Consider the following 17,654-nt stretch of genomic DNA (forward strand, 5'->3'; position numbering starts at 1 on the left):
TGCGATAGAGTGGTGGTCTCATCAGGCGGACTGGTCCCATGCGGGTCGTCGATACGGCAGAGGTCATCTTTCTCGTCGACAATACGACGGACAGCCTTTCTTCGAACCCTGGCTTCGTCGAAACCGAGTTCGCCCGCCTTCGCCGTCGCGGAATGCCATGGCTGTCCGGGAAATGCCTGTGCTGCGCCGCGCATGGGCTTTCCTGCCTGATCACCGCCCGCACCGCGGCCGCCAGCCGCACGCTCCTGTTCGACACCGGGCCCGAGGAGTGGGTGTTCGAGCGCAACGCGGTCAGGCTCGGCGTCGATCTCGGTGAGGTCGACGCGGTGATGCTGTCGCACGGTCACTGGGATCATGCCGGTGCGATGCCGCGCGCCCTGCAGATGATCGCCATGGGCAATGGCGGGCAGCCCGTCCCGACCTACATGCATCCCGATATGTTCGCCTTGCGGGCGACCAAATCCGGCGATGGGCAATTTCGGCCGATGGAACTTGTGCCGAGCGTGGAGGTCCTGTCCGGAAGCGGCGCCGACGTCATCGTTACCCGCGACGAGCAACTGCTTTTTGACGAGACGTTTTCCATCAGCGGTGAAATCCCTCGTGTGACCCGGTTCGAGCGCGGCTTCCCCGGCCAGTATCGCCAGACCACAGCAGGCAGTTGGGAGCTGGACGAAGTCATGCCGGACGAGCGTTTCGTGGCGATCAACGTGGCCGGCAAGGGGCAAGTCGTCTTCACCGCCTGCTCACACGCCGGCCTGATCAACGTTCTGACGCACGCCCGGGCACGGTTTCCGGATATCCCGCTCTACGGCGTTTTTGGCGGCTTCCACCTATCTGGAATCACCGAGTCGATCATCCCGGAGACGGTCGAAGCACTGGCCGAGTTTGACCTACAACTGATATCGCCCGGGCATTGCACGGGTTGGCGCGCGGTGAGCGCACTTGCGGCTGCCTATGGCGAGAGGGTCGTGCCATCAGTGGTCGGCAAAACGTTCGTACTTTGACGCCCTTGGACCGAGCTGGCAGCCCAACGCCTCGGGACCCGCCGCTACCTCACGCCGCCGCCAGGATTTCCGCATAGGTGCCGAAATCGACATTGCCGCCGGAGAGCACGACGGCGACGCATTTGCCGGCGAGATCGATCTCGCCCGACCCAAGTGCCGCGAGCGCAACGCAGCCGCCGGGCTCGACCACCAGCTTGAGAAACGCCATGGCGTCGCGCATCGCCTGGGCGGTCGCCTTGTCGGACACGGCGACGGCGCCGGCGAGGTTTTTGCGGTTGATCTCGAAGGTGATGACGCCGGGCTCGGCGGTGAGGATGGCGTCGCAGATCGAGTTGTGGCCGGGCTCGTTGGCGACCCTTTCGCCCTTGGCCAGCGAGCGGCGGGTGTCGTCGAAATATTCCGGCTCTGCCGCCCACACGGCGGTGTCCGGCGAGGCATCCTTGACGGCAACGGAAATGCCGCTCGACAGTCCGCCACCGCCGCAGGGGATGACGACCGCGTCGAGATGCAGGCCGAGAGCCTTGGCCTGGGTCATCAACTCGAGGCCGATCGTGCCCTGGCCGGCGATGATGGCCGGATCGTCGAAGGGCGGCACCAGCGCCATGCCCTTTTCCAGCCAGGGACGGACCACCGTCATGCGGTCATCGCGAAAGCGGTCGAACGGAACCACCTCGGCGCCCATCTTGCGGACGTTGCCGATCTTCATCGCCGGCGCGTCGGCCGGCATGGCGATGACCGCCTTGACGCCGAACATCGCGGCGGAAGCGGCGACGCCCTGCGCATGATTGCCCGAGGAGAAGGCAACGACGCCACGGCCGCGCTCCTCCTCGCTCAGCGACGACAGCTTGTTGTAGGCGCCGCGGAACTTGAACGAGCCGGTGCGCTGCAGCGTCTCCGGCTTGAACAGGATGCGGCCGCCATAGCGCTTGTTCAGCTCCGGCGATTCGATCAGCGGCGTCTCGACGATGAGGCCGGAGAGGCGCGCGGCGGCGCGGCGGATATCGGCGATGCCGGGAGGGACGGTCATGGGCGTGGCCTTGCGGAAAATGACCGCCCATGGTGCACGGAAATTGTCCCGGCGCGCCAACGAAAAAATGTGATGGTTACAAGGTTGGTGATGATGGCGCCGGCAGCCGTCACCTTCGTCATTCTAGGGCGGAGCAAGGAGCGAAGCGACGCGCGCAGGCCCTAGAATCCATGCCGTGATGTCCGTGACGTGCAAAAGCAGGTCAGAATTGGGCAGCATTTACAGCGGATTGAGACGCTTGTTCTGGGCCGCTGCGTCCTTTGATCGAGGTCACGGCATGGATCCTCGGGTCAAGCCCGAGGATGACGAAGCGAAGGAAAGCACCTCACCCCAACAACGTCCTTTGCCTTTTGCTGCCGCCGAGCTTGCGCCAGGCGTTGAAGCGGTGAGTGGCGGCGGCGAACGAGATCTTCATCTGCTGGGCGACCGAATAGCGCGACTTGCCGTCGTCGAACATGCGGTAGCAGCACTCGACGCCCTCTTCGGTCAGCTTGCCGTCCGGAGCCTTGTTGTGCGGATTGGCGGGATCGAATTTCTCGACCTGCTGGTCGACCAGGCCTTTCAGGCGCTGCAGGTCGGCCTCGATGCTGGCGATGAGATCGAGGACGGGCTTCGGGTCAAAGGCGTGTGCATGCTCTTTTGTCGGCATCCGGGAATTCCTTTCTCTTGGCCTAGGCTTGGCCATATAGGTGAACGTTTACCGATAATGAAGTCCTTGCAGGCAAATCCCGGATCAACAAATTTTGTATCCGCAGGCGATGCGCGATTGACCGGCCGCGGGTCAAACCATAGTTTAGAACAATTCTAATCTAGGGTGATTTCCTCATGCTTTCGCGTGTTTTCGGCTTCGGCCGCCGTTCCTTCGATTCGCTCAGCGAGCAGGAGATCCTGGCGCTGGCCATATCGTCGGAGGAAGATGACGGGCGCATCTACCGCGCCTATGCCGACGGACTGGCGCAAGACTTCCCGCAATCGGCCAAGGTGTTCGAGGCGATGGCGGAGGAAGAGGACGGCCACCGCGATTCGCTGATCGAGCTCTATCGCAAGCGTTTCGGCGAGCGCATTCCGCTGATCCGGCGCGAGCATGTCAGGGGCTATTACGAGCGCAAGCCCGACTGGCTGGTCAGGCCGCTCGGCGTCGAGGCCGTGCGCCGGCAGGCCGAAGCGATGGAGCAGCAGGCCTATCGCTTCTATGTCGAGGCCGCCAAGCGCACAACCGATGCCTCAACCCGCAAACTGCTCGACGAGCTGGCCGTGGCCGAGCAGGGCCACGAGAGCTCGGCGCACGAACTGGAGCAGAAACATGTTCCGGGCGAGGTCAAGGCCGAGGAGGCGACGGCCGAGCAACGCCAGTTCATCCTCACCTATGTGCAGCCGGGACTGGCCGGGCTGATGGACGGTTCGGTGTCGACGCTGGCGCCGATCTTCGCCGCGGCCTTCGCCACGCACGACACGTTCCAGACCTTCCTGGTCGGGCTGGCCGCTTCGATCGGCGCCGGCATCTCGATGGGCTTCACCGAAGTCGCTTCCGACGACGGCAAGCTGTCGGGCCGCGGCTCGCCGCTGAAACGCGGACTGACCGTCGGCATCATGACGACGCTCGGCGGTCTCGGCCATGCGCTGCCTTATCTCATCCCGTTCTTCTGGACGGCAACGGCGGTCGCCGCCGTGGTGGTGTTCTTCGAATTGTGGGCGATCGCCTTCGTGCAGAACCGCTACATGCAGACACCGTTCTGGCGCGCCGCCTTCCAGGTCGTGCTGGGCGGGGCGCTGGTGTTCGCGGCCGGCGTGCTGATCGGGAATGCGTAGCGCGACTCCCCTTCTCCCCTTGTGGAGAAGGTGGATCGGCGCGCAGCGCCGAGACGGATGAGGGGTGTTCGAGCGGAGTGAGGCGTTGGCGTTCCCTGGAACACCCCTCATCCGTCGCCTTCGGCGACACCTTCTCCCACAGGGGGAGAAGGGGGAGCTTTATCCATTCACCGCCCTGCTGTCCTCAGGCGCCTCGGCCCTTTCGGTGAGGCCGTAGTCGCGCACGACGTGGGCGATGCGCAGACGATAGCCGGCAAAGATGCCGCCGCGGCCGGCCTGCTGCGCCTGCCGGTGCTCCTCGGTGTTGCGCCAGGCCTTCACCGCCTCCTCGTCGCGCCAGAAGGACAGCGACAGGATGCGGTCCGGATCGGCGAGGCTCTGAAACCGCTCGATCGAGATGAAGCCGTCGATGCCGTCGAGCAGCGGCCGGAGCTGCGCCGCGATGCCGAGATAGGCGTCGCGTTTTCCCTCGGCCGGCTGGACCTCGAAGATGACGGCGATCATGCCTCTATCCCTTCCTTGACAATGACGTCGGTCCGAAACATCTGCCGCGGCCCATGCGGACCCGACACCTGCTTCAGGAAGATGCGGTCCTCCTTGAGGATGAATCTTTCGCGACGCGCGAACTCGTAATTTGCCTTGCCGGCCGGGTCGGCGGCAAGCCGGGCGCGGTAGGCTTCGTAGGCCGCGAGGTTCTCGATGTTGTAGGCGGCATAGGCCGTGGTGGCCGAACCCTCATGCGGCGCGAAATAGCCGATCAGGTCGGCGCCGCAGCGCGGGATGGCCTGGCCCCAGGCGCGGGCATACTGCTCGAACGCCGCCTTGCCGAACGGGTCGATCTCGTAGCGGATGAAGCAGGTGATGGTCATGGTCGTCTCCTCGTCGGCTCAGGTTTGCGGCGGCGACAGTTCGAGCGCGGTCGAAACATCGCTTCCGTCTGCGTGCTAGTCAGCTTCATGTCAGGAGTGGGCGCTTGCATCGTCGTCCGCTCCTTGAGCTGAACCGAGAATAGTGCATTCTTGGCCAGAATGCTTCGATGGAGATGAAACTATGCGTGAAGGACCGGACATTGCCCGCATCGCCAGCCTGGTCGGCGATCCGGCCCGCGCCAGCATGCTCACCGCGCTGATGGGCGGCACGGCATTGACCGCATCGGAGCTGGCGCTGGAGGCCGGCGTGTCGCTGCCCACCGCCTCCTCGCATCTGTCGAAGCTTATGGAGGGTGGATTGCTGACGCTGGCCAGCCAGGGCCGGCACCGCTACTACGGGCTTGCCGGGTCGCAAGTGGCCGGCATGATCGAGGCGATCATCGGCGTCGCGGAAGCGGTCGGGCCAAAGCGGGTGCGGCCGGGCCCGCGCGACGCGGCGATGCGGGTGGCGCGGGTCTGCTACGACCATCTCGCCGGCGAGCAGGCGGTGGCGATGCTCGACCGCCTCGTCGACAGGAAGGTGCTGCTGCGCGAGGACAACGAGATCCGCTTGGCGCCGTCAGGCGCCGCGCATTTTTCGGCGCTCGGCATCGATGTCGCGGCCAAGGCGCGAAGGCCTGTCTGCCGCGCCTGTCTCGACTGGAGCGTCAGACGCTCGCACCTCGCCGGCACGCTGGGCGCCGCCATCCTCGACAAGATCATCGCCGAGAAATGGGCCCGGCGCGAAAAGGACAGCCGCGCCGTGGTGTTTTCGCCACCGGGCAGGCAGGCGTTCGAGAAGGTGTTTCTCGCCTGATGCGCCTTCCCTGATCAGCCGCGTTTCAACGGCTTGCCGAGCTTGAAGAAATCCTTCCACGGATCGGCCTTCTTCAATTGCTCGAGCGTCGTTTCATCGCCGAGCGGAAAGGCATTCGGCGCCAGACCCTTCTCGAGCTCGGACCAGGTCACCGGCATCGACACCGTGGCGCCCTTCTTGGCGCGCGAGGAATAGGGCGCGACCGTCGTCGAGCCGCGGCCGTTGCGCAGATAGTCGACGAATGTCTTTCCGGTGCGCGCCTTCTTCGACAGCGTCGCCGTGTAGAGGTCGGGCGCGGCCTGCTCCAGCGCGCGGGCGAAATCATGGGCGAAGTCCTTGACCTCGTCCCAGTCGGCCGACGGCTTTAGCGGCACCAGCACATGATAGCCCTTGCCGCCGGAGGTCTTGACCAAATTGGGCAACGACAGCTCGTCCAGCTGCTTGTGGATGTCGAGCGCCGCCTCGCGCACCGCCCTGACGTCGACGCCTTCGTCGGGATCGAGGTCGAAGATGATCTGGTCGGGCTTCTCCAGCGCGTCGACGGTCGAGCCCCAGATATGGACTTCGACCACGCCGTACTGGACCAGCGCGGCAAGCCCGTCGAAATCCTTGATGAACAGGATCTCCTCGCCATCCGCCGGATCCTTCATTCTCGCGATCTTGTCGCTCATGCCGGGCGAGGCGTGCTTCTGGAAGAAACGCGGGCCACCGATGCCGTCCGGCGCCCGCACCAGGCTGAGCGGCCGGTTGACCACGAACGGCTCCATGCGCGGCCAGATCAGCGCATAGTGATCAAGCAGATCCTGCTTGGAGAGCTTTTCGTCGGGCCACAGCAACTTGTCGGGATGGGATAGTTTCACCGACGTCTGTGCCGCTCCAGTCGAGGCGGCCTTTGGCGCCGACTTGCCGCCGCTCGCATCGCTTTGGCCCTTGCCGGTGGCTCGCTTCGGTTTTTCCTGCACGACTTCCTCCGCCGGCTTGTCCTCGCGCAGCCCCTGGAACGAGGCGTGGCGTACTATACGGTCCGCGGTCCAGCTGCGAAACTCCACTTCGCCGACAAGTTGAGGCTTGACCCAGACCAGGCCCTTGCCCTTGGGCACAGCGGCGGAAAAGGGCGAGGTTTCCGCCTTCAGCCCGTCCAGCCGCTTCTTGAGATCCGTCGCCACCTTGCCGGAAAAACCGGTTCCGACGCGGCCGGCATAGTGCAGCTTGCCGCGCTCGTGATAGCCGACCAGCAGTGAACGCAGGCCGCGGCCGGTCTTGTCGGACGGCAGATAGCCGCCGATGACGAATTCCTGGCGCAGCGTGCATTTCGATTTCACCCAGGTGAGGCCGCGGCCGCTGCGGTAGGGCGCGTCGGCGCGTTTTGAAACCACGCCTTCCAGGCCCATGCGGCAGACATGCTGCAGCATGATCTTGCCGGGCTGGTGGAAATGATCGCTGAAGCGCAGCGCCGAATCTTCCGGCTGGCCGCCGAGCAGTTCAGCCAGCGCCTGCTTGCGCTCGACCAGCGGCTCGCCGCGCAGGTCTTTGCCGTCGAGGCGCATCAGGTCGAAGACATAGTAGACGAAGCGATCGGCGCGGCGGGCCGAAAGATCGGCCTGCAGCAAGGCGAAGGACGACACGCCGCTATCGGCCAGCACGATGATCTCGCCATCGATGATGGCATCCCGGCACTTCAGTCCGGCAAGCGCGGCGGTGACGGGACCGTCGAATTTCCCGGTCCAGTCGAGGCCGGCGCGGGTGAGCAATCTAACTTCGCTGCCGGCGATCTGCGCCTGCATGCGGTAGCCATCGAATTTTACTTCATGCAGCCAATCGTCGCCGGACGGCGCATCCTTCTCCAGCGTGGCGAGCTGCGGCTCGATGAAGTCCAGGCGTTTTGCAGGCGCCGTCTTTGTCTTGTTGGTGGCCGGCTTGTTGGAGTGCCAGACTTTTGGGTTCGCGCCCCTGGCCGTCTTGCCCTCGCCGACCTCCTCGATGGTCAGGCCGGACTTCACCGATTTGGGCTCTTGCTTGAGAATGTCCTCGCCGGGCCGGGCGGCGGCATCGTCGGCCTTGATCAGCAGCCAGTTGTCGCGCTTTTCCCCCGGGCGTGGCTTCAGCCGCACCAGATGCCAGCTTCCATGCAATTTGTGCCCGTCGAGTTCGAAGCCGATATGGCCCTTCTTCATCGCCTTGGCGGGATCCCCCTCGGGCTTCCAGGTGCCCTCGTCCCAGACGATGACCGTGCCACCGCCATACTCGCCCTCGGGGATAGTGCCCTCGAAGGGCGCGTAGTCGATCGGGTGATCCTCGACGTGCACCGCCAGCCGCTTCTCATGCGGATCGAGGCTCGGGCCGCGCGTTACCGCCCAGCTCCACAGCACGCCGTCATGCTCGAGGCGAAGGTCGTAGTGCAGCCTGGTCGCGGCATGCTTGTGGATGACGAAGATGCCGCCAGCCTCGCCTTTCCTGGCAGGCGCGACCTTGCCGGCCGGCTCGGCGGTTTTGCGGAAGTCACGCTTGGCTTGGTATTGTTCGAGACCGGGCATGAAGCGGTGCCTATGCCGATTTTCGCCTGGGGGTGGAGGCTTTGGCTTTGCTCCGCGCCGCCGTCGTTTTCGACGAGGTCTTCCTGGCTTTGCCAGCGCCTTCCGCGTTCAGGCTCTTCTTCAGCGCATCGAAGAGATTGACGACATTGGAGGGTTTCGGCGGCGCCTTGGCCTTCGGCGCCTTCCTGCCAGCCTTCCTGGCGCGAATCAGTTCGAGCAGCGCGTCCTCATAGCGGTCGTCGAATTTCGACGGATCGAATTTTGCTCCCTTCCTGTCGATGATGTGCTCGGCGAGGTCGATCATCTCGTCGTCGGTCTTGATCGGCTTGATGTCGCCAAAGACACTGTCGGGCTGGCGCACCGTGTTGTCGTAGCGCAGCGTGGTCAACACCATGCCCCTGCCGAGCGGCTCGATCACCACCGGGCGCTCCCGTTGGTAGAGCACGATGCGGGCGAGCCCGGCCATCTTCTTCGCCACCATGGCGTCGCGGATGACGGCGAAGGCCTCCTCCGACACCTTGTCGGCCGGCGAGACATAGTAGGGCGTGTCGAGATAGATCTGCTGGATCGAGGCTTTATCGACGAAGCCATCGAGGTTCATCGTGTGCGAGGACTCGATCTGGACGGCCTCGATCTCGTCCTCCTCGATATGGATGTATTCGCCGTCCTCGACCTCATAGCCCTTGATCTCGTCGCCTTCCTCCAGCGGCTTGCCGGTTTCGGCATCGACATAGATGCGCTTCACGGTGTTGCCGGTCTTGCGGTTGAGGATGCGGAAGGAGACCTTTTCGGCGTGGGTGACGACGTTGGTCAGCTCGATGGCGCAAGTGACCAGCGACAGCTTGAGGTAGCCCTTCCAGGCCGGGCGCGGCGCCATGACGAACTCCCTGACTAGGACGGTTCAACCGAGAACGGGCAGAAGCCGCTCCGGTTCCGGGCTTGGGAGGCAACCCGCTTCCAGACGAGTTTCCCGGCCGCGCACGGAAATTTCGCGGGGGCGCCCGCGTTTGAAACAGAACCGCGCCCAAGCGACATTCAGGCGAAACATATGTGATGCAAAAGTCACATTGGGCGAAATGCCGACAAATGGCTCCGAAAGACCCCGAATCAGCCGCAATCCGGCCACGAACCAGGGCATTTCGGACCAGAAATTAACATCACGTTCACCGACTATTCACGCCTCGACGCTATGATGCCCGCAATTCGGACGGGACATCCGAAATCGGGACAGGGACAGGGAAAATGAAGTTCTGGAGCCACATCGCCGGCTACGCCGCCGCCATCCGCGAGTTCGTCGCGCCGACCTACCGGCCGGAGCGCTATTACATGCGCGGCCCGGGCCCGGCCTGCGCCCGCCGCGGCAACTCGCTCGGTATCAGCGCGCATTGATCATGACCCTCGAAAGCCGTCATGACAGCCGGATCTGCAAACCGGCCGATAACCATCGCGCCACCACCTATCGCGCCGAGCGTCCCGCGCTGGCCGACCGGCGGTGTGCGGCAACACGGCGGCTTTGACGCCGCCGCCGGCTGGCTTAGTGTCTGAAGACACCAGCTGCCGGGGCCGCCATGACCGACCTGCCCGAACAGAAGCCTGCTCCTCTCCAGCCGCAAGTCCATGATCCATCCCGGCCGTTGATCGTTTTCGACGGCGTCTGCGTGTTCTGCTCGGGCTTCGTGCGAACGGTGGTCCGGCTCGACCGCGAGAAGCGCTTCCGTTTCGCCACGGCGCAGTCGCCGCTGGGCGAGGCGCTGTTCCGCAAGCACGGGCTGCGGACCGACAGCTACGACACCAGCCTGACCCTGGTCGACAATGAGGCCTTCACCCAACTGGACGGCTTCATCGCGGTGATGGCCGAGCTTGGCTGGCCATGGCGGGCGGCGAAGGCCCTGCTCGTTCTGCCGCGGCCGCTGCGCGACTGGATCTACGACCGCGTCGCCAAAAATCGCTATGCCCTGTTCGGCAGGAAGGACAGCTGCGAGATCCCGTCGGCTGAATTGCGGGAGCGGCTGATCGGCTAGGACATGATCCCGGGGCGAGGCCGGGGCGGGCGGGCATAGGGGGTGTGCGGATGAAGCTTCTCATCGTCGGCGGCTACGGCACATTCGGCGGCCGCATCGTGGAGCTTCTGGACGGTGAGCCGCGCCTGACGCTGATCGTCGCCGGGCGTTCGCTTGCCAGGGCGGAAACCTATTGCAACAGCCGCGTTGGCGCGAGCGCGCGACTGATCCCGGCAATGTTCGACCGCGACGGCGATCTTGCCGCGCAGCTTGGCGCGCTCATGCCTAATATCGTGGTCGACGCCAGTGGCCCGTTCCAGGCGTACGGTGCGGGACGCTACCGCCTGGTCGAGGCCTGCATTGCGGCGCGCATGAACTATCTCGACCTCGCCGACGGTTCCGACTTCGTCGCCGGCGTTTCGGCGTTCGACGCCACCGCGAAACGGCAGGGGCTTTTCGTGCTGTCGGGCGTATCCAGCTTCCCGGTGCTGACGGCCGCGGTGGTGCGGCGCCTGTCGATAGGCCTTGCGCACGTCGACAGCATCCGCGGCGGCATCGCGCCGTCGCCCTTTGCCGGGGTCGGCGAGAACGTCATCCGCGCCATTGCCAGCTATGCCGGCCAGCCGGTGCAGCTGGTGCGGGACGGCAGCCTGCAGCAGGGCCGACCCCTGACCGAGCAGATGCGCTGCACGATCGCCCCGCCCGGCCGGCTGCCGCTGCGCAACACCCTGTTTTCGCTGGTCGACGTGCCGGACCTGCGCGCCCTGGCAGCACTGTGGCCGGAGGCGAGAACAATCTGGATGGGGGCGGGACCGGTGCCGGAGGCGCTGCACCGCGCGCTGATCGGCCTTGCCTGGCTGGTGCGCATCGGCCTGGTCCGCTCGCTGTCGCCGCTGGCGCCGCTCATGCACTGGGCAACCAACCGGCTGAGCTGGGGCGAGCACCGCGGCGGCATGTTCGTGGCGGTCGAAGGGGTTGACCCGACCGGCAGGCCGGCCAAGCACTCCTGGCACCTGCTCGCGGAAGGCGATGACGGGCCGCTGATCCCGTCGATGGCGGTCGAGGCGCTGGTCCGCAAGGCGCTCGACGGCCAGGCGCCGTCGCCTGGGGCGCGGGCGGCGGTGCGCGACCTCGAGCTCGCAGACTATGAGGCGCTGTTTGCGACGAAGACGATCCACACCGGTTTCAGGGACGATACCGACGACGACCAGCCGCTCTATCCGGCCCTGCTCGGCGATGCCTGGCCCGCGCTGCCTGCTGAAATCCAGACCATGCACGACCGCACCATGGCGGCAGACGGACGCGCCAGCGTCGAGCGGGGTGGCGGCATGCTTAGCCGGCTTGCCGCGCGGCTGGTCGGCTTCCCCGGCGCCGCTGCCGATGTCCCGGTCAAGGTGCGTTTCGACACCGATGGCAAGGGCGAAACCTGGACGCGGACCTTCGGCGCGCACAGTTTTTCGAGCCGGCAGCTTGCAGGGCGCGGACGCTCGGAGCGGTTGCTTGTCGAACGCTTCGGGCCGCTGGCTTTTGCCATGGCGCTTGTCGCCGGGGAGGGCCGGCTGACGCTGGTGCTGCGCCGCTGGAGCCTGCTTGGCCTTCCGCTGCCGATGTGGCTCTGCCCGCGCTCGACCTCCTATGAAACGGTGGAAGACGGCCGATTCCGCTTCCATGTCGAGATCTCGCACCCGCTCACCGGGCTGATCGTGCGTTACCGTGGCTGGCTGGAGCCGGCCGCCCAGCGCCGCAGCGATGTCCCGTCGCCCGCCGTCCTGTCCGGCTGATCCTGTCCAGCGGTCTTGCGCAAGGCGCCGTGGCGGACGAAAGATTTTTTCGCAGCACCTGTCGAAATCCGTCCGGTCCACGCGACATTGATCAGGCCGGCGACGACGCGGCCTTCGAAAAACGGGAGAAGACCATGCGATACATGCTTTTGATCTACGCGAACGAAGCCGCGATGGCGACCGCGCCGAGCGACAAGACCTACGAGATCAGCGCCGCCTACGGCGCCTATACCGAGGCATTGAAGAAATCCGGCGCGTGGCTCGCCGGCGACCGGCTGCGGCCGACCCAGTCGGCCACCGCGGTGCGGACGGCCGACGGCAAGACCAATGTGCTCGACGGTCCCTACGCCGACACCAAGGAGCAGCTCGCCGGTTTCTACATGATCGAGGCCGCGGACGCCGACGCGGCAATCGCTTGGGCGGCGCGCTGTCCGGGCGCCAGTGCCGGCACGATCGAGGTGCGGCCGATCTGGGAAATGAGCGACTACCCCTCCGGGAACTAACCCGTGATGCACAATCGCCCGGAAATCGCTCGGGCGGCGGCGGAAGCGGCCGCCCGGCAGAGCTACGGCAAGCTGGTCGCCTTTCTTGCGGCGCGCACGCGCGATGTCGCCGGCGCCGAGGACGCGCTTGCGGATGCTTTCGCGGCCGCGCTGGAGCGCTGGCCGCAGACCGGCGTGCCCGAAAAGCCGGAGGCCTGGCTGCTTGCGGTGGCGCGCCGGCGGGGCGTCGACGCGATCCGGCGGCGACAGACAAGCGAGGCGGCACGCGATCATCTCAAGCTGATCGCCGAGGAGGTGGAGGCCCGCATGACCGACGAAGAGCTACCGGACGAGCGGCTGAGGCTGATGTTCGCCTGCGCGCATCCGGCCATCGAGGCCAGCGTGCGGGCGCCGCTGATCCTGCAGACCGTCCTCGGCTTCGACGCGGCGGCCATCGCTTCGGCCTTCCTGGTCTCGCCGGCAACGATGGGCCAGCGCCTGGTGCGCGCCAAGACCCGCATCCGCGAGATCGGCATCCCGTTCCGCGTGCCGGAGCGGGCCGAGCTCGGCGAGCGGCTGGACGCGGTGCTGGAGGCGATCTACGCCGCCTTCGCCGAGGGCTGGACCGATCCGGCCGGCACCGAGACGCGGCGCCGCAACCTCGCCACCGAGGGCATCTGGCTCGGCCGGCTGGTGGCTTCGCTGATGCCGGAGGAACCGGAGGCGGTGGGGCTTTTGGCGCTGATGCTGTTTGCCGAGGCGCGGCGGGCGGCGCGGCGCAGCCCGGAAGGGGACTTCGTGCCGCTTGCCGAGCAGGACACCGCGCTCTGGGACGACACGCTGATCGACGAGGCGGAAACCCTGCTCGAGGGTGCCGCCGCCGCCAGGGGATTGATCGGCCGCTACCAGCTGGAGGCGGCCGTGCAATCCGCCCACACGGCGCGGCGCCGAGGCGGCCGCACCGACTGGGTGGCGATCCGCCAGCTTTACGACGCGCTGCTGGCCGTCGCCGGCTCGCCGGTGGTGGCGATCAACCGCGCCGTGGCGATCGCCGAGGACGAGGGTGCCGCGGCGGGACTGGCGGCGCTCTACGTGCTGGGCGAAGACAAGCGGCTGGATGACTATCAGCCCTACTGGGCTGCCCGCGCGGGCCTGTTGGCCAGGCTCGGCAACACCAGCCACGCTGTCGAGGCCTATGATCGAGCGATTGGCCTCGAGCGAGACCCGGCCGTGCGCCGTTTCCTGCAGGAAAAGCGAGCAAACCTCACCCGGAACTGAGTTCAGTTTTCCGGCCACATCTCGTGCGATGCATTGAGTTTCCGCATCAGCGCATCGTCGCGCAGCTTGCCCCACAGGCGCTCAACATTCGGCCAGGCCGTGCGAGCCCGTTCGACGTCGGGATGCCAGGCTACCAGCATGACTAGATAGATGTCGGCGATTGAGAGCGTGTCGCCGACCAGCCAATCCCGTCCGGCAAGGGCCTTGTCGAGTACGGTAAAGCCGCGATCCATCTCCGTGATTGCCGCCTCTTTTACGGCCTTCACGCCTTCCGCGTCGGCAGTGTAGCGACGAGCATAAAAGAAGCGCAGCACCGCCGGGTAGAGGACCGACGACATGAAGGCCATCCAGCGCAGGAAGTCGGCGCGCGCGGCCGAGCCCGCCGCCGGCGCCAGCCCGGCCTCCGGATGGCGCTCGGCCAGCAGGATGCAGATCGCCGCCGATTCGGTCATCGATTGGCCGTCCGGCAAGGTCAGGACCGGCACCTGGTTCAACGGGCTGATGTCGAGAAAGGCCTGGTCGGGCGGGTCCTTCTTCGGCACGTCGATCTGGTCGAATGGCGCGCCGGTCAATGCCAGCGCCGCCTCGACGACGAAGCCGCCGCTGCCGGGGCGCGTGTAAAGTCTGTACATGAATCTCTCCCAACCACCCCCAGGGGGCCGGGCAGATTTGCACCGGAAGCCGCGCGGCGCTCAAGCGGCGCGCGGACGCCACAGGGGTTTTTTCAGCGGTCCAGCGTGCCGCGAGGCTTCGTCGAGGCTGCTTACGCCCCCAGCCCGTCGAAAAGGATGGTCGACAGATAGCGCTCGGCGAAGGACGGGATGACGACGACCAGCGTCTTGCCCCTGTTCTCCGGCCGCGAGCCGACGACGATCGCCGCCTGGAGTGCTGCGCCCGACGAGATGCCGACCGGCACGCCTTCGAGACGAGCGACGAGACGCGCATTGGCGACCGAATCCTCATTGGAGACCCTGACGATCTCGTCATAGATCGAGGTGTCGAGGATTTTCGGCGCGAAGCCGGCGCCGATGCCCTGGATCTTGTGCGGGCCGGGCTGGCCGCCGGACAGCACCGGCGAGGCTTCCGGCTCGACGGCCACGACATGGACCGAGGGCTTGCGCTTCTTCAGCACCTGGCCGACGCCGGTGATGGTGCCGCCGGTGCCGATGCCGGCGACGAAGATGTCGACCTCGCCCTGGGTGTCGTTCCAGATCTCCTCGGCCGTGGTGCGGCGGTGGATCTCCGGATTGGCCGGGTTCTCGAACTGCTGCGGGATGATGGCGTCTGGCAAGGTGGCGGCGAGTTCGTCGGCCTTGGCAATGGCGCCCTTCATGCCCTTGGGACCTTCGGTCAGCACCAGCTCGGCGCCGAGCAGCGCCAGCATCTTGCGCCGCTCGACCGACATGGTCTCCGGCATGGTCAGGATCAGCTTGTAGCCCTTGGCGGCGGCGGCGAAGGCAAGCGCGATGCCGGTGTTGCCGGAGGTCGGCTCGATCAGCGTGGTCCTGCCGGGGGCGATGCGGCCCGAGGCTTCCAGCGCCTCGATCATGGCGACGCCGATACGGTCCTTGACCGAAGCGATCGGGTTGAAGAATTCGAGCTTGGCCAGGAGGTTGGCGACGACGCCCTTCTCCTTGGCGAACTTGTCGAGCCGCACCAGGGGCGTGTCGCCGATCGTCTCGGTGATCGAATTGAAGACGCGGCCGCGGCCGGGCACGCGCGCGGAGGTGACGGGCTTGTTCATTGTTTCGCTCCCAGATCAGGCAATTGCATTCAGCGACAGAATAGGGCTTTCAAACGCGCAAGATAGGCTGCCGGCCGAAAATATCCGAGTGGGGCGCGTGCTGAAAACGCTCCCGCCCTGGAAAAGCATTTTCCGGATCGGCCCGTTTCCGGAATGGATTGGCGGAAACGTCGACGCGATGAGATGCGCGCTCTACTGGCGGGCGGCGATCGCCGCCGCCGCACCCGCCATGAAGCCCGCGGCGGTGCGGTTCAGCGCCTTGAGCGCCCGCGGCGACTTCAGGAACCAGCGCGCCTTGGCCGCCAGCGCCAGATAGGGCACCAGCACCACCAGCAGCACAATGACGGTGAGCGCGACGAGGATGCTGTAGTCGGCCAGCGTGATCGTCTTCAGGTCGACGATGGTCGGCGTGATGGCAAGGTAGAAGATCATCGTCTTCGGATTGCCGAGCGTGACGGTCAGGCCGGCCAGGAAGGATGCGAACAACCCGCCCTTGCCCTTCCTCGCCTCGACTGTCTCCGGCGTGATGCCGCTGGTCCAGAAGCGCCAGCCGAGGAAAGCGAGGTAGGCGACGCCCGCCCATTTGATCGCCAGGAAGACCATGCCGAAGGTCTGCGCGACGAAGGCAAGGCCGAGCACCACGGCGGTGAGATAGGTGAGGTCGCCGAGGATCAGGCCGAACGACATGGCCAGCGACGAGCGGAAGCCGGAACCGAGCGCCCGCGCCACAAGCGCGGTGACGCCAGGGCCCGGAATGGCGGCGGCGATGCCGAGGGCGGCGCTGTAGGCGATGAATCCGGTGAGGGTCATGGGCTGGTCCTGGCGCGGGCGGCGCGGAAAGCGGCCCTTTTGCCACAAAACAAGGGCCTGGAGAATTCCCTCGCGGCGGGATTCGGTTGCACCAGGAGCGGCGATCTCAGGACCGGCCGTCGCCATAGGTGACGCGCCAGATGGTGCCGTTGCCGTCCTCGGTGAGGATCAGCGCGCCATCCTTCGCGACAGTGACGCCGACCGGCCGGCCCCAGACATCGTCGTCGGAGATGACGAAGCCGGTGGCGAAATCCTCATACTCGCCGGTCGGCTTGCCATCCTCGAATTTCAGCCGCACCACCTTGTAGCCGGTGCGCACGCCGCGGTTCCACGAGCCGTGCAGGGCGACGAAGGCATCGCCCCGATATTCGGCCGGGAAGCTCTTTCCCTCATAGAAGGCGATGTTGAGCGGCGCCGAATGCGCCTGCATCAGCACGTCGGGAACGGTGACCTTGCCGGCGAGATCCGGGCGCGCGCCCGCGTGGCGCGGGTCCTCGTTGGCGCCGATGTAATACCAGGGCCAGCCATAGAAGGCGCCGTCCTTGACGGTGGTGGCATATTCGAAGGGAACGTTGTCGCCGAGCCCGTCGCGCTCGTTGACGACGCACCAGAGCCCGCCCGTCTGCGGCTGCACGGTCATGCCGGAGCAGTTGCGCAGGCCGGTGGCGAAGCTGCGTCGGTTCCTGCCGTCGGGATCGAAGGCCAGCACGTCGGCGCGGCCTTCCTCAGAGCCCCAAATGGCGCCAAGCGGCGCCGACGTCGCCCATCGCTCGAGCCCGCCCTCCGGCTCGGCGCCGACGTCCTCGGCGATATTCGAACCGGAGCCGACGGACAGATAGAGCGTCTTGCCATCCGGGGAAAAAGCTATGTCGCGCGTCCAGTGATGGCTGGAGGGGATGTCCTGGACGATGGTTTCCAGCTTGCCCTGCGCCTTCAGGTCGCCGTCGCGATAGGCGAAGCGCATGACGCTGTTGCTATTGGCGACATAGACCCATTGCGGCCTGTCGCCCGGCGGGTAGAAGGCGATGCCATAGGGCCGGGTCAGCCCTTCGGCGAAAATGGCTTGCTCCGCCGGCTTCGCGCCGCCCTCGGCGAGGCGATAGACCCGGATCTGGTTGGCCTTGCTGTCGGCGACGAACAGGTCGCCATTGGGTGCCGCGCGCACGACCCGCGGATTGTCGATACCGGAGGCGACAAGCTCGATGGAGAAGCCGGGCGGCACGAGCGGCTTGACCCCTTCCGGGCGATCGGCGATGCCGGCGCCGTTCGATGACGAGCGGGTCAGGTAAGGCGCCGGCAGGTCCTGCGGCTTGATCAGGCGGCGAACGCCCGGACGGTCGGCTTTCCAGTCGCCGAAGGCCCTCTTGCCGGTCAACACCGGCTGGTCCGCCTGTTGCGCCAGCGCTGTGGTGGCGACCAGCACGGCAGCTCCCGCAAGACAGGCAAACCGGATCATACCG

At 66.1% G+C, this 17,654-nt stretch carries 18 protein-coding genes; 8 read left to right on the forward strand and 10 right to left on the reverse strand.

Translation table 11 applies throughout. The annotated features are described in order from the left end of the window. Positions 1 to 38 precede the first annotated feature (38 nt). Complete coding sequence (locus JG743_RS03660) at positions 39 to 1,004, forward strand: MBL fold metallo-hydrolase (protein WP_202298461.1); 966 nt, start codon at positions 39 to 41, stop codon at positions 1,002 to 1,004. Between the two features lie 49 nt (positions 1,005 to 1,053). On the opposite strand, the gene JG743_RS03665 is transcribed toward JG743_RS03660, so the two are convergent. Together JG743_RS03665 and JG743_RS03670 are read right to left on the reverse strand one after the other, a co-directional pair. Beyond that, complete coding sequence (locus JG743_RS03665) at positions 1,054 to 2,031, reverse strand: threonine/serine dehydratase (RefSeq protein ID WP_202298463.1); 978 nt, start codon at positions 2,029 to 2,031, stop codon at positions 1,054 to 1,056. A 325-nt stretch (positions 2,032 to 2,356) separates the two neighbouring features. Next, positions 2,357 to 2,680, reverse strand: a complete 324-nt coding sequence (locus JG743_RS03670; RefSeq protein ID WP_202298465.1) for a hypothetical protein — start codon at positions 2,678 to 2,680, stop codon at positions 2,357 to 2,359. 176 nt (positions 2,681 to 2,856) lie between these two features. Here JG743_RS03670 and mbfA point away from each other — a divergent pair, with 176 nt between their 5' ends. After that, on the forward strand, positions 2,857 to 3,840 hold the full coding sequence (mbfA, locus tag JG743_RS03675; RefSeq protein ID WP_202298467.1) for an iron exporter MbfA: 984 nt from the start codon (positions 2,857 to 2,859) through the stop codon (positions 3,838 to 3,840). 159 nt (positions 3,841 to 3,999) lie between these two features. Here mbfA and JG743_RS03680 read toward each other — a convergent pair whose 3' ends face one another. Together JG743_RS03680 and JG743_RS03685 are read right to left on the reverse strand one after the other, a co-directional pair. Next, positions 4,000 to 4,344: an antibiotic biosynthesis monooxygenase family protein gene (locus JG743_RS03680; protein ID WP_202298469.1), complete on the reverse strand. Its 345-nt coding sequence runs from the start codon at positions 4,342 to 4,344 to the stop codon at positions 4,000 to 4,002. Further along, on the reverse strand, positions 4,341 to 4,709 hold the full coding sequence (locus tag JG743_RS03685) for an NIPSNAP family protein (protein WP_202298471.1): 369 nt from the start codon (positions 4,707 to 4,709) through the stop codon (positions 4,341 to 4,343). The genes JG743_RS03680 and JG743_RS03685 overlap by 4 nt, the downstream gene beginning before the upstream one ends. 181 nt (positions 4,710 to 4,890) lie before the next feature. Here JG743_RS03685 and JG743_RS03690 point away from each other — a divergent pair, with 181 nt between their 5' ends. Then, the gene (locus JG743_RS03690; RefSeq protein ID WP_202298473.1) at positions 4,891 to 5,565 is read left to right on the forward strand and encodes an ArsR/SmtB family transcription factor; all 675 of its coding nucleotides are present in this window, start codon (positions 4,891 to 4,893) and stop codon (positions 5,563 to 5,565) included. A 14-nt stretch (positions 5,566 to 5,579) separates the two neighbouring features. Here the strand turns inward: JG743_RS03690 and ligD are convergent, their stop codons facing one another. After that, the gene (ligD, locus tag JG743_RS03695; RefSeq protein ID WP_202298475.1) at positions 5,580 to 8,099 is read right to left on the reverse strand and encodes a DNA ligase D; all 2,520 of its coding nucleotides are present in this window, start codon (positions 8,097 to 8,099) and stop codon (positions 5,580 to 5,582) included. A gap of 10 nt (positions 8,100 to 8,109) precedes the next feature. After that, positions 8,110 to 8,976: a non-homologous end joining protein Ku gene (gene ku, locus JG743_RS03700; RefSeq protein ID WP_202298485.1), complete on the reverse strand. Its 867-nt coding sequence runs from the start codon at positions 8,974 to 8,976 to the stop codon at positions 8,110 to 8,112. A gap of 365 nt (positions 8,977 to 9,341) precedes the next feature. On the opposite strand from ku, the gene JG743_RS03705 reads away from it, so the two are divergent. The 5 genes from JG743_RS03705 to JG743_RS03725 all read left to right on the forward strand — a co-directional run bounded on the left by JG743_RS03705 (position 9,342) and on the right by JG743_RS03725 (position 13,640). After that, positions 9,342 to 9,488 (forward strand): hypothetical protein, encoded by a 147-nt coding sequence (locus tag JG743_RS03705; RefSeq protein WP_202298487.1) that lies wholly within the window; start codon positions 9,342 to 9,344, stop codon positions 9,486 to 9,488. A gap of 179 nt (positions 9,489 to 9,667) precedes the next feature. Further along, positions 9,668 to 10,120 (forward strand): thiol-disulfide oxidoreductase DCC family protein, encoded by a 453-nt coding sequence (locus tag JG743_RS03710; RefSeq protein WP_202298489.1) that lies wholly within the window; start codon positions 9,668 to 9,670, stop codon positions 10,118 to 10,120. 50 nt (positions 10,121 to 10,170) lie between these two features. Continuing rightward, a complete protein-coding gene (locus JG743_RS03715) occupies positions 10,171 to 11,880 on the forward strand; it encodes an SDR family oxidoreductase (RefSeq protein WP_202298491.1) in 1,710 nt (569 codons plus the stop codon). Positions 11,881 to 12,014: 134 nt separating this feature from the next. Beyond that, positions 12,015 to 12,383: a YciI family protein gene (locus JG743_RS03720; RefSeq protein WP_202298494.1), complete on the forward strand. Its 369-nt coding sequence runs from the start codon at positions 12,015 to 12,017 to the stop codon at positions 12,381 to 12,383. A gap of 6 nt (positions 12,384 to 12,389) precedes the next feature. Then, a complete protein-coding gene (locus JG743_RS03725) occupies positions 12,390 to 13,640 on the forward strand; it encodes an RNA polymerase sigma factor (protein WP_202302418.1) in 1,251 nt (416 codons plus the stop codon). 2 nt (positions 13,641 to 13,642) lie between these two features. On the opposite strand, the gene JG743_RS03730 is transcribed toward JG743_RS03725, so the two are convergent. The 4 genes from JG743_RS03730 to JG743_RS03745 all read right to left on the reverse strand — a co-directional run bounded on the left by JG743_RS03730 (position 13,643) and on the right by JG743_RS03745 (position 17,650). Further along, positions 13,643 to 14,272: a glutathione S-transferase family protein gene (locus JG743_RS03730; protein ID WP_202298495.1), complete on the reverse strand. Its 630-nt coding sequence runs from the start codon at positions 14,270 to 14,272 to the stop codon at positions 13,643 to 13,645. A gap of 131 nt (positions 14,273 to 14,403) precedes the next feature. Then, on the reverse strand, positions 14,404 to 15,384 hold the full coding sequence (gene cysK / locus JG743_RS03735) for a cysteine synthase A (protein WP_202298497.1): 981 nt from the start codon (positions 15,382 to 15,384) through the stop codon (positions 14,404 to 14,406). 192 nt (positions 15,385 to 15,576) lie between these two features. Further along, positions 15,577 to 16,194 (reverse strand): LysE family translocator, encoded by a 618-nt coding sequence (locus tag JG743_RS03740; protein WP_202298499.1) that lies wholly within the window; start codon positions 16,192 to 16,194, stop codon positions 15,577 to 15,579. 106 nt (positions 16,195 to 16,300) lie between these two features. Beyond that, the gene (locus JG743_RS03745) at positions 16,301 to 17,650 is read right to left on the reverse strand and encodes a PQQ-dependent sugar dehydrogenase (protein WP_202298501.1); all 1,350 of its coding nucleotides are present in this window, start codon (positions 17,648 to 17,650) and stop codon (positions 16,301 to 16,303) included. Between the last annotated feature and the right edge of the window lie 4 nt (positions 17,651 to 17,654).

Origin of the sequence: Mesorhizobium sp. 131-2-1 (assembly GCF_016756535.1) — a bacterium.
In the GTDB taxonomy this organism is placed as follows: Bacteria; Pseudomonadota; Alphaproteobacteria; order Rhizobiales; family Rhizobiaceae; genus Mesorhizobium.

Bases quoted from the DNA above. Each gene is read 5' to 3' on its own strand.
- JG743_RS03680 (WP_202298469.1), bottom strand. From the start codon at position 4,344: ATGATCGCCGTCATCTTCGAGGTCCAGCCGGCCGAGGGAAAACGCGAC.
- JG743_RS03660 (WP_202298461.1), top strand. From the start codon at position 39: ATGCGGGTCGTCGATACGGCAGAGGTCATCTTTCTCGTCGACAATACG.
- JG743_RS03740 (WP_202298499.1), bottom strand. From the start codon at position 16,194: ATGACCCTCACCGGATTCATCGCCTACAGCGCCGCCCTCGGCATCGCC.
- mbfA (WP_202298467.1), top strand. From the start codon at position 2,857: ATGCTTTCGCGTGTTTTCGGCTTCGGCCGCCGTTCCTTCGATTCGCTC.
- JG743_RS03665 (WP_202298463.1), bottom strand. From the start codon at position 2,031: ATGACCGTCCCTCCCGGCATCGCCGATATCCGCCGCGCCGCCGCGCGC.
- JG743_RS03745 (WP_202298501.1), bottom strand. From the start codon at position 17,650: ATGATCCGGTTTGCCTGTCTTGCGGGAGCTGCCGTGCTGGTCGCCACC.
- JG743_RS03730 (WP_202298495.1), bottom strand. From the start codon at position 14,272: ATGTACAGACTTTACACGCGCCCCGGCAGCGGCGGCTTCGTCGTCGAG.
- JG743_RS03725 (WP_202302418.1), top strand. From the start codon at position 12,390: ATGCACAATCGCCCGGAAATCGCTCGGGCGGCGGCGGAAGCGGCCGCC.
- JG743_RS03705 (WP_202298487.1), top strand. From the start codon at position 9,342: ATGAAGTTCTGGAGCCACATCGCCGGCTACGCCGCCGCCATCCGCGAG.
- JG743_RS03690 (WP_202298473.1), top strand. From the start codon at position 4,891: ATGCGTGAAGGACCGGACATTGCCCGCATCGCCAGCCTGGTCGGCGAT.
- ku (WP_202298485.1), bottom strand. From the start codon at position 8,976: ATGGCGCCGCGCCCGGCCTGGAAGGGCTACCTCAAGCTGTCGCTGGTC.
- ligD (WP_202298475.1), bottom strand. From the start codon at position 8,099: ATGCCCGGTCTCGAACAATACCAAGCCAAGCGTGACTTCCGCAAAACC.
- JG743_RS03715 (WP_202298491.1), top strand. From the start codon at position 10,171: ATGAAGCTTCTCATCGTCGGCGGCTACGGCACATTCGGCGGCCGCATC.
- JG743_RS03720 (WP_202298494.1), top strand. From the start codon at position 12,015: ATGCGATACATGCTTTTGATCTACGCGAACGAAGCCGCGATGGCGACC.
- JG743_RS03710 (WP_202298489.1), top strand. From the start codon at position 9,668: ATGACCGACCTGCCCGAACAGAAGCCTGCTCCTCTCCAGCCGCAAGTC.
- JG743_RS03685 (WP_202298471.1), bottom strand. From the start codon at position 4,709: ATGACCATCACCTGCTTCATCCGCTACGAGATCGACCCGTTCGGCAAG.
- JG743_RS03670 (WP_202298465.1), bottom strand. From the start codon at position 2,680: ATGCCGACAAAAGAGCATGCACACGCCTTTGACCCGAAGCCCGTCCTC.
- cysK (WP_202298497.1), bottom strand. From the start codon at position 15,384: ATGAACAAGCCCGTCACCTCCGCGCGCGTGCCCGGCCGCGGCCGCGTC.